Below are 16,036 nucleotides of genomic sequence, written 5' to 3'. Positions count from 1 at the left end.
AGACAAAAAGCAGCAAATGGCTCAAGACAAACTCTTCATTGGTTAGAGGCCTAACGGGGAAGATAGATACAAAAAAGGAGCATTACTGCTCCCTTTTGTAGCATCCACATTCTTAGCAATTCAAAAGCCGCTTAGAGGCACAAAGTAGACCAGTGTTGACCAAATTGCGATCCAGGCAACCACGACTGCCGTATCTGCCCAATCTTTATTCCACATACTGCCATCCTCATCAACCCATGTAGTAAGTGGAGAGCAGCAAAATCAATACCAGTATCTATTATCGACGTCGCTTTGTGTAAAGTTTGTGACTTTGATTCAAACAGTTTGGCTCATCGGTCAGGAGTTCAATAAAACAATCAGCCATGGACAAACTGGTCACACGCCCTTCTCCTTTCATCTCCTGCAATGCGTCGTACCCCTCTTTCCCTTTCATCGTATAGGCAGAAGAAGTCCCTCGATACCAAACATCATCTTGAACACCTACCCATTGTTTACCATCAAAAATCACTAATGATTGAACTCTTTCACCTTTTGGGGCATCTGCGTGGTACTCGAAGTTTAAATTGTAAGTGTACGGATAACTGCCAGATCCAGTGCCTTCTACGCCATTGTTGAGTGCATTATTTATCGCGCCTTCAAGTGCACGGCGAATAGCGCTGCCTTTTACATCGTAAAAGCCGATAGGAACGGCAAAAGGCAACAGCCGTCCGGCAATGTCTGCCACTGTAATGTTGCCAGGGTTCAAAGAGGTTCGCACGCCACCCGCATTATGAATTGCAAATTGAACGTTATATCCACGTTTGTTTAAACAGTGCAGAAATGATCGGGCAACGGAGGAAGCCAACTCACTCTCACCAAATTCATCGGGAATTCTCACATGACGCTTTTTGGTGTCAACACTAGCAATGACTTGTGACTGTAACTGCCTGACCTGAGGAATATATTTATCGCTCAGGATCGCTTGAGTTTCCGGGTGTTTCTTACAAACCACGACATTCGGTTGACCATGGATGAAGTCGCACGCGGTTTCGAATACACCTTGGTCGAGCTGTTGGTTTAGCGTCGAGTCCCAAAAAATACGTCGACCCAGCAACAGTTCATTTTGTCCACTCAACATCGTTGCTTTACCGTGTTCATCAAACTCAATGACACAGTGCCCCATTGTCAAAGCATGGAAACCCGCTTGCACCACATAGGTATCATTAATTTTGATACCGTAGGGATCGTCTTGTCCTAACCCTATTGATGAAAAATCACCTTGCAACCGGTGGCTGTGTCCACCAACAATTATTCCAATACCTGCAACTTGCTCAGCTAACTCTAAATCACCTTCATAACCTAAGTGGCTCAGAAGAATAATATTTTTTATACCTGATGAATGGATTTGTTTTACGGTCGCCTTGGCGGTTTCAATTGCTGAGTGAAAAGGCGTGTCTGCATCAGGGTTTGCGATGTCGCTCATTTTATCTATGGATAATCCGAAAATCGCGACCCGCTCACCATGGAATTCTTTAACAATGTATTGAGCGCTCTGTGTATCCGGTTGGTAACTATATACATCCTTGCAATCACTGATACGGTGAGGTTTTTTAAGTGATTCATTGGATAAATCCCAGTTGCCAGCAAGCAATGGGAACTGAGTACGTTGGCAAAACAATGCAACTGGCTCATTCCCCATATCTAATTCATGGTTACCTAACGCCATTGCATCAATCTTTAATGCGTTCAATAAGTCGGCATTGGCTTTGCCTTTAAATAGTGAGAAATACAGCGTGCCTTGGAAGCAATCTCCGGCATGGAGGAACAACATCCCATGACCTTGGCGCTGAGCATCATCTCTTAACTGCTCGACTCTGGTTGCGATACGAGAAAAGCCGCCAGCACTGACATAGGGTTCTAGCGTGAGTTCATTGTTTATCTTAAGCTTTAACTGTAATGACGTTGGTTCAAAGTAGGAATGTGTGTCATTGATGTGTGCCAGTTTGATTCTCACTGGCTTATGATTGTTATTCATCTTCATCTTCTCTTTTTTCATTCCTTATAATAATAAGAAGTGAATCATGACAGAATCATGAATTTTATGAAACTGCGATTTAGGATTTCATGTTTAAGTGATCACGATGCTGTCCCCCAGCTTTGAAAGCAAGCCTCGCTTGTAACGGTCTCTATTCAGTAAGAGGCTCTCGTAATTTTGTGAACTGAGCTTAACTCAAAAATTCCGAATTCATATATGCTTAGGAGTAGCAAAATAACTCTCGATAATTCAAATAATTGCAAGGAGGATTGAGATGAGACTAGAACGCATCGAAATCTCCGGGTTTAGAGGCATCAAACGCCTTTCACTCTCTTTTGACGAACTCACCACGCTTATCGGTGAAAACACGTGGGGCAAATCATCATTGCTCGATGCCCTTTCCATCGCACTACCTGCCAATGGCTCATTGTATCAATTCAAACTGAAAGATTTTCACGTTGACTACTCAATTTCTCATCCACAAACACAACACTTACAGATCATTGTTTGTTTTAAAGCACAGGATAAAAACGAAGTAAAAGCGGGACGCTACAGACGCATAAAGCCTACATGGTGCACCAACGAAGATGGTGAGCAAGTCATTTACTATCGTATTAGTGCGTCTCGCGATGAGCACGGCATTAATACAAAGTACGCGTTTTTGGATCATAACGGCAAACCCAAAAAACTTCACCACTCAGAGAAACTCGCTATTGAGTTAATGACACTTCATCCTGTAATCCGACTACGTGACTCCCGACGCTTCCCAGATTTAAACCATGTCAACGGCGATGGTAAAAATGCTCGGATTGAAAAACGAATCAACAACACCTGTCGACGCTTATTGGCTATGCCTGGCCATGTGAATAAAGGTGAGATTCGTAGTAGCCTCGACTCAATGCAAACGCTTGTTGAACACTATTTCGCGTTCAGAAGTGTCAGTAAAGGCAACCCACGCAAACCTCGTGATGGTCTTTTCTATACAAGCCCTTCCTCTGATAAAGGCTTGAGTCAGTTCTTGAAAGAAACCAATGACAAACAAAGCCGCTTGCTTTTAATGGGGTTACTCAATGCCTATCTTCAAGCTAAGGGTCCCACCGATTTAAGGCGCTGTGCGAGACCAATACTGATCATTGAAGATCCAGAAGGTCGACTGCATCCAACTCATCTAGCGAGAGCGTGGTCCTTATTGCAATTGTTGCCAATGCAAAAGATATTAACCACCAACAGTGGCACGTTACTTGGTTCTGTTCCACTGTATTCAATCCGACGTTTAATTCGGTTATCAGACAGAACCATCGCTAAGAGTTTAAACTCAACAAAGTTTGGTCGAGACGAGTTGCGCCGAATTGGTTTCCATATTCGTTTTCATCGTTCAGGAGCATTATTTGCGCGGTGCTGGTTACTTGTTGAGGGCGAAACCGAAGTTTGGCTTTTTCATGAACTGGCTCGTCAATGCGGGTATGACTTGGCTGCCGAAGGGGTTCAAATCGTTGAGTTTGCTCAATCAGGTCTAAAATCACTCATCAAAGTAGCAAAAGAGTTTGGTATTGATTGGCATGTCGTTACTGATGGCGACCCAGCAGGGAAAAAGTACGCGCATGCAGTGCGAGCACAGCTCGACCATGATCAGGAAAGGCATCGACTTACGGAGTTACCCGACCGAGACATCGAGCACTTTCTGTACAACAATGGTTTTGAACTTTTCTTTAAGGACATCATCAAAGTTCCTCATGACCACCCTATCCCTGCTAAAAAAGTCGTAAATCGTGTTTTGAAAAAACATGCAAAACCGGACTTAGCTTTGGCTATTGTTTCTCATTGTGAAGAGAAAGGCATGGAGTGTATTCCTGTTCTTCTGCGCTGGACACTTAAACGCGTTGTTACCATGGCCAACGGCAATACATGAGTTAGGCGTATTTCACACTCAGCGTATTGTCTTGTAATACAAAAAAAGCACACCAATTTGGTGTGCTTGTATCAAACATCATTAATTTTGATTAAGGGTATTGAGAGGGATAAAACTCAATACACAGTGGATACCAATAAGATCGGGGGTTCACTACTGTGCTTGCTCAGCAAGCGAAGAAGAAGTAGCGGTTGATTTCGTATGCAACCATAGCCCTGTCGCTTTCATTAGATAGCCAAACACACCACCTAGCAACAACGATGGAATGACAAGTTGCCAGTTTCCGTCAGCCGCAAATGTTGCGCATGAACCAATAAAAGTACCAGGGATGTACGCGAGCCAAGCCTGTTTAGCTTGAATACACATGAAGAATGCCACAATAGCGGTAATCACATAGCCAATAATTTCCAACCCCACGTAAGTGGAACCGTGAATAATTACCATTGCCCAGAATACGCCTGTCATATTGGTGATTAAGCTGATGCCTAGTCCTTTCAATCCGCTCGTTGGCGCTGCAAAGTAGCTCGTGCAACCTAAAAAACCAGCCCAAGAAAGCAAACCTAAAGAGATGGCGATCCAACCCCATACGCCAGATAAAATTCCAGTAGTAATAGAAATAGCTAAAAGTGTCGTCATGGTAGTCATACCTACTCGGCTATTATCGTACCTATATGGTTCAATAACTGCCTTCATACATTGAAATCAAGGACACATGTTAGATACATCAGCTCAGCTTATCGGTGATATTGATCACAATAAGATATTATTATTTTCACAATTTACATTAAAAGTTTGACGCAACCGATAAATCAACAGATTTAGGGAATAAACCAACTCATCTCGTAGGCATATTTAATCAACCTTTAAAGAACTGAAGGCTTCCCTTTCATCATTCGCAGCCCCTCTCTTTTAATGCAGTCGACTAATGGGTTTTCTGCCATATCTGAACGCCATATAAATGAAAGCGTCCTTTCCATTTTTAACTCAGGTACATTTAATGCCACAAGGTGACCTGCTTCTATATATCGCTCTACATCTAAATACGGTAAGCAAGTAAGGTACTGACCATTAGCAACTAAACTACGTAACACCGGAACGTGTTCGTACTCGCGCCACACATCCAAATCTTCAATAAGGTGGTGAATAGAACTATCAAATGTTTTTCGTGTGCCAGAGCCATGCTCTCTTAGTACCCACTTCGCTTGCTCTAACTGCGCAAGGCTAACAGACTGATTACGCGCAAAAGGATGATGAGAAGCTGCGACAACAGTAAGATGATCACGACACCATACTTCTTGGTGTAAACGGTTATCATCACAGCGCCCTTCAATAATCCCTAAGTCATACTTGTAATCTAATACCCCATCAATCACCCCTTTTGTACTTTGTACACCGAGAGAAATACGCATTTCTGGAAAGTCATTATCAATGATACTGATAAGGTCGGGAACTAAGTGCTCTGCTGGGGTTTGACTCGCTCCCATACGAATCTCACCACTCAATAAATGTTGCTCATAGAAGCCCATTTCAATCTGCAATGCATCTTGTAGCAAGCGTTTTGCTTTTGGTCGTAACCACATCCCCCAATGGGTTAACGCCATTTGCTTGCCTTGCCTCTCAAACAACGGCCTGCCAAGCATCTTCTCTAATTGCGCAAGCGACATGCTCGTCGCTGATTGTGTCAAAGCCAATTTTTCTGCGGCTTGGCTTACACTGCCGGTATCTGCAACTGCGTCGAAAACCGCTAATTGCTTAAGTGAGTAGCGCAAAGTGTCCTCCATTATTAGTGGGTATTTCCCAATTCCCACAATTGTTAAAGCATGCCCCAATAAGCAATAGAGTTCATTTTACCTAGCCCCGTAAAGTTATCAATTAATTTGATGAGGTTTCTAAATATTATCAATTTTACCTTACTAACCGCTCTCCCTATTCTGAGTACGCGGTTCGGGAACACCGCAAGCCTCAATGGTTTTGAAACCGAAGTCATTGAGGCTCTTAATAAAAACAACAATTTCATTTTTGAGTTAATAACCAAGGATTTTTTATGCGATTACAAATTAAGGAGTCAATATGGCGGTGACCAGTTCTCAAAATCACCAGTATTTTTCTCCAAAAGAGATGATGGTTGAAGCGGAAAAATTTGCGTTAAGTAAGGCAAACAAAACCAGCAGTATGACATTAAGCCTCGCCATTATGGCCGGCGCGTTCATCGGGTTAGCATTCTTGTTTTACATCACGGTGACCACCGGCAGTACGGGCGCTGGTTGGGGCTTGAGCCGCCTAGCTGGTGGACTCGCATTTAGCATGGGATTGATCCTCATAGTGATCTGCGGTGGTGAATTATTTACCAGCTCCGTCCTATCCAGTATTTCTTGGGCCAATAAGCAAATCTCGTTCGGTAAGATGCTTTCGATCTGGGGCAAAGTTTACGTTGGTAACTTTATTGGTGCGATGTTCCTACTTGCGTTGGTTACTGCTGCTGGTCTTTATCAGATGGATGGCGGTCAATGGGGATTAAATGCGCTTAACATCGCACAACACAAACTTCACCACACTCTCATTCAAGCGTTTGCACTCGGTATTCTCTGTAACCTGTTGGTCTGCCTAGCGATTTGGCTGACATTTAGTTCTGCAAATGCAATGACAAAAGCAGCAATGACAATTTTGCCTGTGGCAATGTTTGTCAGCAGCGGTTTTGAGCACTGTGTTGCGAACATGTTTATGGTTCCACTTGGTATTGTTATCGCGAATTTTGCACCTGAATCTTTTTGGGCATCTGTCGGTGTGCCCGCGTCACAATACACAGACCTAAACATTAGCCACTTTATTACCGCTAACTTAATTCCTGTCACGCTTGGCAACATCGTCGGCGGAGCGGTATTAGTTGGCCTTTCAAACTGGTGTATTTTTCGCCGACCAGAACTAAAAGCAGCGAATATTTCTTCTATCACTACAACTACAACACTGTCGTCAGTTAAGGATTTCACCATGAAAAATGCCTCTTTTGTTAAAGACATTATGAACCAAAAACCAGTCACCATTCGTGCAGAAACGCCAATTGCAGCCGCGCTGGATGTGTTACTTGATAACAACGTAACTAGCGCACCTGTTGTAGACGTACAAAATCGATTAGTTGGCTTCTTCTCTGCTCACGATGTGATGGTAGAACTATGGTGTGAGGACTACATTCCGGTGAAAGACCAAAAAGTCGTCGACATCATGAGCCGAGATGTGGTCGCAATTGACGCTGGTGATCGTCTCGTTGATGTTGTGGAATTCCTATGTATCGATAAAGAGCAGTTGTACCCAGCGAGCAGTATGGGTATTGCCACTCGCTTGACGTCTTTGTCTCTCGAAGAACGCGCTAAAAGTATCAAAGTAAGTAAGCCACAAGTGCTTCCTGTGCTTGAAAATGGGCAGATGGTCGGGGTGGTTACTCGTACTGAAGTATTAAAAGCACTACGCCCGATTTTTGGTGAGCGTTTAAACTTGGTGGAAAAAAGTGAGTTAGAAACAGCGTAATTCGCTAAACATTTACAACGTCTATTGGCTTTCAATCGCTATCACTGACTGGTTTATCGATGTTAGTGATGTGATTAAGATAATAAAAAAGCGCTCTTCAAGTGAAGAGCGCTTTTAGTGTATCTAAAAGGAACTAATTACTTCTTAATACCTTCGATATGAAGTTCCATATCGACGTAGCTTGAAGCACCCATTACTGGGATGTCAAAGTCAGCAAGCTCTAGGCGAGTGTTGCCAACAAAGCCAGCGCGCTCGCCGCCCCATGGGTCACTGCCAGCACCAACGAATTCAGCCTCAATAGTAATAGGCTTAGTAACACCGTGTAGCGTTAGATCACCAGTTACATCTAGTTTGCCATTGCCTTTATCAACCACTTTTGTGCTCGTAAAGGTTGCTTCACTGTATTTACCAGCATCGATGAAGTCACCACTACGAATGTGTTTGTCACGTTCAGCATGGTTTGAATCTAGGCTGGTTGTATCAACAACAACATTTACTTTTGAGTCAGCAATGTTGTTTTCATCAAAAGAAAAGTCACCAGAAAATGTATTGAAACGACCTTTGATGAAACTGTAACCCAAGTGACTAACTTTAAAGTTGATTGAAGCGTGAGCACCTTTGGTATCGATGACATAATCTGCAGCTTGCGCACCAAATGGCAGTGCCATAGCGATAGCTAATCCTGTAGCGAAAAGTGACTTTTTCATTTTGAAGCTCCTAACATTTTTCTTAATGTGTTGTCTTTATCGATAAAGTGGTGTTTTAGTGCAGCAATAGCATGTAAGCCTGCAATCAGGATGACTGCCCAAGCTGCATAGAAGTGAATCTCACCTGCAATATCTGATTGGCCTGGGAATAACTCTCCCGCTCCTGGCACGGTGAACCAATTAAACACTTCGATGCCGCGTCCATCAGACGTTGAAATGAGGTAACCTGAAACAAAGATGGTGATCAATAGTAGGTACATGACACCATGCGCTGCTTTAGCAGCAAGCACTTCGTAACGTTTGCCTTCTACCTTTGGTGACGCCGTCACATGTTTCCATACGATGCGTGCCAAAGTTAAAATAGCGAGTAAAATACCGACAGAGCGATGGTAATGCGGCGCAGTTCGATACCATTCGCTGTAATAGCTAAGGTCGACCATCCACAAACCCACTGCAAATAGACCAATAATGCACAGCGCTGATAACCAATGCATCACGCGTGCAGTAAGGTTGTAATTCTTTACCAGTGTATCCATCTCAAGTTCCTAGATATATTCCTAAGTTAATGCTGAGCAAGAAACACTACATTAACCTATTTACGTCATATGAAACAGATTATTTACCATCATTTACATCCAGCCAATGGTACCGTATCTATCAAGTTGTTCGAATTTTTTGAAGGAACTTTAAATCGTTTGTAAAACTGAAACTTACAGCTTAATTTCTTGTTCTATCTCATACAGCTCTTCGGAAACTTCTAACATTCTGCGTTCAACCAGTAACTTAGCATCTTCAACACCCTTGTTATAATAAATCGGTCCTAGTTTTTCTGTAATAAAATCAATTAGAAACTCACTATCGAACTGGCCAATTTCAACATCTAGCTCGTCTTGCATGTAATCTTGAATGGCGGTGGCCAACGCCTCTTTTTGTGCGCGTTCTAGCTTTATCATTTTTTCCCTTTCAAATTTTTGTTCAACTTCTGCTTCTTTCGTGTTGCTCTATTAAAGATTAGACACGGTCATTTGTGAGAAATTTGGTGTTTAGATCAAGAAGTTGCCGAAGTAAATTAGTCTATTCTCAAAAGACTATGCTAACCTTTTGCAGTTCGTTTTGTAATTATTAAGGGATATTCTTTGCTACTCGACCTAGTTATTCAAAGTGTTAATGATTTTCAAGACGACTGTCTTAAGCTGTGTGAAAAGCATTACCCTGCGGTGCATAACCAAGGCATGAGTGAGCATCATCTTGGTCTCGCGTTTTCAAGAAGGATGGAACATACTTTTCGTCACTTTGGATACAACTGCGTGATAAAGCCAATCGAAGTGTTGGATTCTCCAGACCTTCCCCATCACTATCGAATTTCATCCGACATTGGCACTGTCTGGGTTCTGAGTCACCATATGGTCAGTGCCGGAAAATCTTGCCGGGAAAACTTACTCTCATCAATTACGGAATGGCAGAGTGAATATGGCTATGCCTTACAGCCTAATGACCTACTCTTTTTGGTTTGCGATCATTGGATAAGTCGCAGCAAAACGAGCCGAGAATTGCTTCATTGGTGGATGGGTGAACTACCCGATCAGATCAACGAATACACAGAACAAGGAATCACACTGTACACCAGCGAGTCGCAACTCACGCAATCTTTGGACACTCGATTCGGTATTAGCCCTTGTTACATTAAGTTTGGGCATCCTTTACGGCGTTCGAACAAACAGCAGTTAGTCAGAAAATATTTGCAGTTGTATGCCGTACTGCAATGGTAGCATCAAATTGAAGTGCTGAGATTATCAATTATTTCATCAATTTGTTTGATATCACTCGACAAACCTACCCATCCATTACCATCGTTCTTGCTTGAGTTAATGAGCACACTTAGATTCATTGCCAATGAAATAGAAAAATTAGCGCGATAACGCTGATGTTGAGACATTGATTTAGGTTGTGGTAACAATGATGAGCATCTCGCAACTACTTAGTTGCATCCGGAAACAAGCCGACGGGCAGTATATTGCGAAATACGCGAACTTCACTCTCCGCAGTGTCTTTCAACCCATATATAAGAACGATATTTCTATCGTTGGCCTTGAAGCACTGGTAAGAATTAGCAATGCCAATGGCAACATGGTTAGGCCAGATCAGTTTTTCCAATCCAAAGCGACTCCCACTCAAGATTTGCTCAATGTTGAACGCTTAAGTCGCCTAATCCATATCAAAAATTTCTCTCAGTCTCGTTTTCACACAAAACAATTGTTTCTCAATGTATTACCGGTAGCGGCAGAGATACTAGTCAAAGACATCACGTATAACCGACTGCTAAAACAAACCATTTATGAATCGCATTTGATGAATGAACAAATCGTCATGGAGTTACTTGAATTGAAGGTGGAGGATGAACTCTCTTTGTCTCAAGCTGCTCGGGAGTTAAGTCTTGAAGGATTTAAATTAGCGATTGACGATTATGGCGTCAATGCATCGACAACTGAGCGAGTGAGAAGCGTTTGCCCAGATATAATCAAGATGGATCGCTCTTTATTGCTAAGGTATGAAAACGGTGATTTTAAAGCGCTTAACGATGCATTATCACTCGCAAAAGCGTTATGCTCTAAAACCGTTATCGAAGGAATTGAAACCGAGCATCAACTTCGCTTAATGAAAAAGCTCGGTTTCGATATGTATCAAGGGTACCTACTTGCTATCCCCCAAACGTTAGACGCCTATGAAGAGGCAAAAACAGCCTGACTATGTAAGAACAAAAGTTTGCGCGGTTTAGCGAGAGCTACGTGATTTACCACGATTCTTATGAATCGCCAATTTTGCTTTTAGCTTACGCTTCTCAGATGAACGACTACGACGACGCCCACCCCCATTTTGTTCAGGCTCAACTTCTTCTACAAGACTTGGTTCGAAACCTGCCAGCCATTCTTGGGGTAAGCGTTGATCAAGCAGATTCTCGATAGCTTGCAACAAGTACTCCTCATCTCTACTCATCAGAGAAACCGCCAAACCTGACTTTCCTGCTCTTCCAGTGCGGCCAATTCGATGGACATAATCTTCTGCTTTGAATGGCATATCAAAGTTCACGACTTGTTCTAGCTCTTGAATGTCTAACCCTCGTGCTGCCACATCGGTTGCAATCAAAGCACGTACCTTACCTTGTTTAAATTCATCCAAAGCTCTTTGGCGGGCACCTTGTGATTTATCGCCGTTGATAGAAACCGCTTTGATGCCATCTAACTTGAGCTCTTTCGCTAACTCATCACTGCCTTGCTTCGTTTTTGTAAATACAAGCACTTGCTGCCAATTCCGCGAGCCAATTAAGTACGCTAGCAATTCACGTTTCCGTTTTTTATCCACTGGATAAACCATTTGTGTTACCGTTTCAGCAGTCGTATTTGCTGGTGAAACTTCGACTTCAACTGGCGATTCCATGAGTTTATACGCTATAGTTTTGATTCGCTTCTCAAATGTCGCAGAGAACAATAGGATCTGTTTCTCAGCAGGCAAACGTCGGAAGATGCGCTGCAAGTCAGGCCAAAATCCCATATCTAACATACGGTCGGCTTCGTCTAACACGAGCATACCGGTTTTAGAGATGTTTACGTTACCATTAAACAGGTGATCCAAAAGGCGGCCTGGCGTGGCAATCAAAATATCAGCGCCCTCTTCTAACTTTCTCTTTTGTACGCCAATGCTTGTACCACCATAAACACACACGATGCGAAGTTCTGTTTCTGCCGAGTACTGATTCAAATTATCAAATACCTGCTGTGCAAGCTCGCGTGTTGGAACCAAAATCAATGCTTGAGGTGTGCCGTTAAGTTTCTTTTGCTGAACGGTTTGTATGATAGGTAAACCAAACGCAGCCGTTTTTCCCGTACCAGTTTGTGCAGCAGCAAGTAAGTTTTTTCCTGCAAGGACGTGTGGAATTGACTTTTCTTGCACTGGTGTTGGCGTCACGATATTTAGATTGCCTAGCGTCTCGATTAGCTTTTGTTCGATGCCTAAATCAGCAAAATTAACAGACATGTGTAACCTCATTATTTTTGGAGCGCAGAGTTTACCAGAGCCCCTAAAGCCATACTACTTTTCTATCTCATTGAGTTGAGTCATTAAGCTGTTGCTGAAAATCATACGACTGGCGCAAAACATCTCGATAAAGTGACGAGAACTTCTCTTCTAATTCAGTGTAATCACTTTCAATCACTTTAAATGTTGTGGTTAAGTCTGCCATTCTAGGACTTCTTTGCGACATCCGATGTAGTGCAAATTCTATATTGTCTAGATCTTGATAGGATTGAAGCCATCGGCCATGCCACATTCTGCTGTGGAGCACCAAAAAACGTGGCGGCAAATGTTCATGAACCTCTCGGTTTACTCGCTCGTATGCCGTTTTTACAAAGTGTTCGAGAGACACGGAATGAAAGTCGTTCCAGTGTTTTGCGAGGCAATGATCCCAAAACATATCTAAAGCGATAGGTGCAAAACGTCTCGCAACACCAGTGAAATGAGGCTTACATTCGTTGACGATTGGATGATGGTCAGTAATACGGTCAACAAATCTATGTAATCTGATGCCATTTGAGATATCGCGATCATACAGCTTGCTTGGATCTCCTTTTACGAAGTCTCCAAGCAAGTTTCCCAATAAATGGCTGTTACTGTGTTCTGCGATATGCAGGTGGGCTAGAAAGTTCATTCGACGCCAGTTTTGGCCTCTAGGGCTTGGTGTGACATGAACCTAGTATAACGTCAATTACGACGAGATGAGAGTGTTCCGCTATTCGGCTTCGTTGTCTGAGCCAACGTATTCCGACAAGATAATGCCAATTTCAAGCGCATCTAGCAGCTCTAGGCTCTCATCGTTTTGGTATTGGTCGCTCATTGTGACCTCCTTTATTTTAAGCTCTCTTGCTTTTACTTGCTGACGGCCTGGCTCTTGCCATATCCACATCAGCAACTCCTTTTTATAGTCTTTATATGACACATTCATGACAGCGAGAAGTAAAGATTTAAAAACCTATGAGCATAATCAAAAGTAAACGATTGCAATTAGATTTCATATCCGCTTAACACTTTAGAGAAATGACTCTTTTATCAACATTCATGTCAATTTAAAGATATAACATACTGTTATAGGCGTCCTTAGATCTCATTTCTTAAACTAAATTTAGTATTCGTTACATATTTTGCTGATTAACTTCGCATATTTTGTTTCGATATAGCAATAGATTTGGTCAATATCTTTTATCTCTAATGGAGCTTTAAATGAGAGAAGTTGAGTTTAGAACGATAGACAGGCTGTTTATCAAGATGTCTATCAACGACAAAATGTGGGTTATATTCCTACTATTTTTAGTAGCCCTCACTTCAGTGGCTGGAAGCCGCTACTTCAATGAAATACAACAATTTGAGCAGCAAGCCATCTCGGCGAGCGAAGCGAAGCTTTCTGGTATCGTTGATGCTCAATCAAACCGCGCTACAGAAATTGACGGCGTATCGAAATCGAACCGCGTAAGCGAGAGTTCTTTTGTCGATGGGTCTGTGACCGCTTATGCCAAGTTGCATTCTGGAGAAGTGATTAAGCTGACTCAAAATGTGTCCACACAATACGAATCGTTAAAATCATCAGCTCTATCGTCACTATTACTCAGCTTCTTATGGGTTATTCCTTTTGCCCTATTCTCTTACTGGGTGGCAACGTTTATCGGAGGAGCTCTGTGGGTTTTATATACAACAACCGAAAAAATTGGTGACGGTGACTTAACCTCTCGTCTTGGTTTCCATCCAGGTCGAGATGAATTCGGTACCATCGGCTGTGCGCTAGACAAGTCTATGGATACCTTAAGTGAACTGGTTAATAGTGTTAAAAATAATGCAACGATGTTGAGCGAGACATCTTCTGCATTCGAAAAAGATATGCAGTTGAGTGAAACCCAGATATCTCATCAATATCAAACGCTTGATTCAGTCGCGACGGCAATGGAAGAAATGACAGCCTCTGCAAAGGAGGTATCAAGTATTTCTCAACAAGCAACGACGCAGTCAGACCAAGATGCCCAGAAGATCGAACTAAGCAGAAGCCGTGTACAAAACGTGATTGGCGAGATAGAGACGTTATCTAGCTATATTGAACAAGCCTCTACGTCAGTAACCAATTTAAACGAGAATACGACGCAGATTAATGACGTGATCACAACGATTAACGCCATTTCAGAACAAACTAATCTTTTGGCACTAAACGCAGCAATCGAAGCAGCCCGTGCTGGTGAACAAGGTCGTGGATTTGCAGTGGTTGCCGATGAAGTACGTACATTAGCAAGCAGAACTCAACAGGCAACAGTAGAGATCCAAGCCATGATTGAGAAGCTTCAAATTGAGAGCCAGAACATTGCTTCAATCACCAACCGAACCGTTCAGCAAGCTCAAACCAGCAGCCAGCTTATTGATGAAATCGGCCATGATGTTACCTCTATTGCCGAGTCAGCACGCTCATTAATGGACATGAGCATTCAGATTTCCACATCTGCTGAAGAACAAAGCGCAGTTGCTAACGATATTGCATCGGAACTTTCAGAAATTCGTAGTCAATCAAGCACAATCAGAGAAGTGGCGGAGCAATCTACCGCTGGCGTCGCTAATCTCACGCAGGCCTCCGTTTCTCTTGGTGAGATATTACAACGCTACCGCACCGCATAACATTGTGGAACTTATGATCAACAAGGGCTCCTTAAGGAGCCCTTTTCTTTAAACCGTGTTCAACTATTACCTTCGGTATTTTCTACGACATCCAAGTGGATATTTGAAGTGAATCTCAAGTTCTCGCTGTACCGGATGAAATAATGTTCTTAAACAAAGCGTTCCGCTATGCTTGATCTTGCCAATTCCAATTTGCTGCTGGAAAACAATATGAATAATTACAAAGACACAAAAGACATAGAGAACCTGAATTGTCCACTCTGCCAAGGAGATGAATATCTCATTTCATCGGATGGCGAGAAATTCACATGCGCTGCTTGCGGATTTCATACAAAAAACTTCTCATCTATCCAATGTCTACATCAAACGCCTTACCTACAGTCTAAACTTAAGCACATCCACAGCTTAAGTCCGGTTTGCCATTAATAGGTCAAACAGAGCAGCCACACAGCTGCTCTTTTAATTCATCTAAATGATGGATGCGAATTACACGCTCGTCATCAACACGATTGATAGCTTCACCATTAAATAACTGCACCGTTTTGATACCGGCGTTTAGTCCCGCCTCAACTCCTTTAGGAGTGTCATCAATATAAAGACAGTCACCTGGTAAAAAGCCCATGCTCATAGCACTGTACATGATTAAATCGGGCTCAGGCTTCCAACTATTCGCATCGAATGCCGAGAACACTTTCCCTCGGAAAGCATCGAGTAAACCGGTTAACTCCAAAGCGTATTCAATTTTATCTTTAGGTCCATTAGACGCCACACAATATTCGATATTATGCGAATCCAAAAACTGAATTAATCGTTTTGCGCCATCCATCGGCTGTAAGTGACGCACAAAAAGAGACTGGACTTCTTCTCGGTATTGCGGCTCTAAAACATCAATTGGGACTTTGATATCTTTCAATTCTTTAGTATCTAAAAGGATGTCAGCGAGCTTTCCTCCTTTAAAGTGAGAAACGCACTCTTCCATCGTTAACTCAGCCCCATGCTGGTTAAATACATTGACGAGCGCTTGGCAACACAGTCTTTCGCTGTCGACCAACGTACCATCACAGTCAAATATCACGCACTTAATATTGGTAATTGCCATAGCCATCTCCAGACGTCTTAAAGGCTCAAGCCCAAGCTGATTTTAAGAATGTTTGGATTAATCTTATTTGAGTTTGGGATTGT

At 42.6% G+C, this 16,036-nt stretch carries 15 protein-coding genes; 5 read left to right on the top strand and 10 right to left on the bottom strand.

Annotation, left to right across the window (positions count from 1 at the left end):
* Positions 1-277: 277 nt before the first annotated feature.
* The gene (locus R8N28_RS05615; protein WP_025767787.1) at positions 278-2,020 is read right to left on the bottom strand and encodes a bifunctional metallophosphatase/5'-nucleotidase; all 1,743 of its coding nucleotides are present in this window, start codon (positions 2,018-2,020) and stop codon (positions 278-280) included.
* A 268-nt stretch (positions 2,021-2,288) separates the two neighbouring features.
* Here R8N28_RS05615 and R8N28_RS05610 point away from each other — a divergent pair, with 268 nt between their 5' ends.
* Positions 2,289-3,923, top strand: coding sequence for an ATP-dependent endonuclease (locus R8N28_RS05610; RefSeq protein WP_017634174.1), 1,635 nt, complete (start codon positions 2,289-2,291; stop codon positions 3,921-3,923).
* 153 nt (positions 3,924-4,076) lie between these two features.
* On the opposite strand, the gene R8N28_RS05605 is transcribed toward R8N28_RS05610, so the two are convergent.
* A complete protein-coding gene (locus R8N28_RS05605) occupies positions 4,077-4,559 on the bottom strand; it encodes a DUF1097 domain-containing protein (protein ID WP_017634175.1) in 483 nt (160 codons plus the stop codon).
* Positions 4,560-4,786: 227 nt separating this feature from the next.
* Positions 4,787-5,692 (bottom strand): LysR substrate-binding domain-containing protein, encoded by a 906-nt coding sequence (locus R8N28_RS05600; protein WP_005376369.1) that lies wholly within the window; start codon positions 5,690-5,692, stop codon positions 4,787-4,789.
* A 301-nt stretch (positions 5,693-5,993) separates the two neighbouring features.
* Between R8N28_RS05600 and focA the strand changes: the two genes are divergently transcribed.
* Positions 5,994-7,445: a formate transporter FocA gene (focA, locus tag R8N28_RS05595; protein ID WP_005390162.1), complete on the top strand. Its 1,452-nt coding sequence runs from the start codon at positions 5,994-5,996 to the stop codon at positions 7,443-7,445.
* Positions 7,446-7,582: 137 nt separating this feature from the next.
* On the opposite strand, the gene R8N28_RS05590 is transcribed toward focA, so the two are convergent.
* The 3 genes from R8N28_RS05590 to R8N28_RS05580 all read right to left on the bottom strand — a co-directional run bounded on the left by R8N28_RS05590 (position 7,583) and on the right by R8N28_RS05580 (position 9,105).
* Complete coding sequence (locus R8N28_RS05590; protein WP_017634178.1) at positions 7,583-8,152, bottom strand: YceI family protein; 570 nt, start codon at positions 8,150-8,152, stop codon at positions 7,583-7,585.
* On the bottom strand, positions 8,149-8,688 hold the full coding sequence (locus R8N28_RS05585) for a cytochrome b (RefSeq protein ID WP_025767789.1): 540 nt from the start codon (positions 8,686-8,688) through the stop codon (positions 8,149-8,151). The genes R8N28_RS05590 and R8N28_RS05585 overlap by 4 nt, the downstream gene beginning before the upstream one ends.
* A gap of 174 nt (positions 8,689-8,862) precedes the next feature.
* Complete coding sequence (locus tag R8N28_RS05580; protein WP_042520836.1) at positions 8,863-9,105, bottom strand: DUF2164 domain-containing protein; 243 nt, start codon at positions 9,103-9,105, stop codon at positions 8,863-8,865.
* A gap of 183 nt (positions 9,106-9,288) precedes the next feature.
* On the opposite strand from R8N28_RS05580, the gene R8N28_RS05575 reads away from it, so the two are divergent.
* Positions 9,289-9,921 carry a hypothetical protein gene (locus R8N28_RS05575; RefSeq protein ID WP_005376385.1) on the top strand — a complete coding sequence of 211 codons (633 nt, stop codon included), beginning with the start codon at positions 9,289-9,291 and terminating at the stop codon, positions 9,919-9,921.
* 187 nt (positions 9,922-10,108) lie between these two features.
* On the top strand, positions 10,109-10,897 hold the full coding sequence (locus R8N28_RS05570) for an EAL domain-containing protein (protein ID WP_017634180.1): 789 nt from the start codon (positions 10,109-10,111) through the stop codon (positions 10,895-10,897).
* A 27-nt stretch (positions 10,898-10,924) separates the two neighbouring features.
* On the opposite strand, the gene R8N28_RS05565 is transcribed toward R8N28_RS05570, so the two are convergent.
* The 3 genes from R8N28_RS05565 to R8N28_RS05555 form a co-directional block, all read right to left on the bottom strand.
* Positions 10,925-12,184: a DEAD/DEAH box helicase gene (locus tag R8N28_RS05565; protein WP_005376383.1), complete on the bottom strand. Its 1,260-nt coding sequence runs from the start codon at positions 12,182-12,184 to the stop codon at positions 10,925-10,927.
* Positions 12,185-12,251: 67 nt separating this feature from the next.
* The gene (locus R8N28_RS05560) at positions 12,252-12,854 is read right to left on the bottom strand and encodes an ACP phosphodiesterase (protein ID WP_053303599.1); all 603 of its coding nucleotides are present in this window, start codon (positions 12,852-12,854) and stop codon (positions 12,252-12,254) included.
* A gap of 81 nt (positions 12,855-12,935) precedes the next feature.
* Positions 12,936-13,109, bottom strand: a complete 174-nt coding sequence (locus R8N28_RS05555) for a hypothetical protein (RefSeq protein WP_017820948.1) — start codon at positions 13,107-13,109, stop codon at positions 12,936-12,938.
* Between the two features lie 314 nt (positions 13,110-13,423).
* Between R8N28_RS05555 and R8N28_RS05550 the strand changes: the two genes are divergently transcribed.
* The gene (locus tag R8N28_RS05550; RefSeq protein WP_005376380.1) at positions 13,424-14,854 is read left to right on the top strand and encodes a methyl-accepting chemotaxis protein; all 1,431 of its coding nucleotides are present in this window, start codon (positions 13,424-13,426) and stop codon (positions 14,852-14,854) included.
* 430 nt (positions 14,855-15,284) lie between these two features.
* Here R8N28_RS05550 and R8N28_RS05545 read toward each other — a convergent pair whose 3' ends face one another.
* Positions 15,285-15,953, bottom strand: a complete 669-nt coding sequence (locus R8N28_RS05545; RefSeq protein ID WP_065275278.1) for an HAD-IA family hydrolase — start codon at positions 15,951-15,953, stop codon at positions 15,285-15,287.
* Positions 15,954-16,036 lie beyond the last annotated feature (83 nt).

Source organism: Vibrio sp. Vb1554 (genome assembly GCF_033344235.1).
Note: the sequence above shows the minus strand (reverse complement) of the source record. Positions and strands in the feature narration are given on the sequence as shown.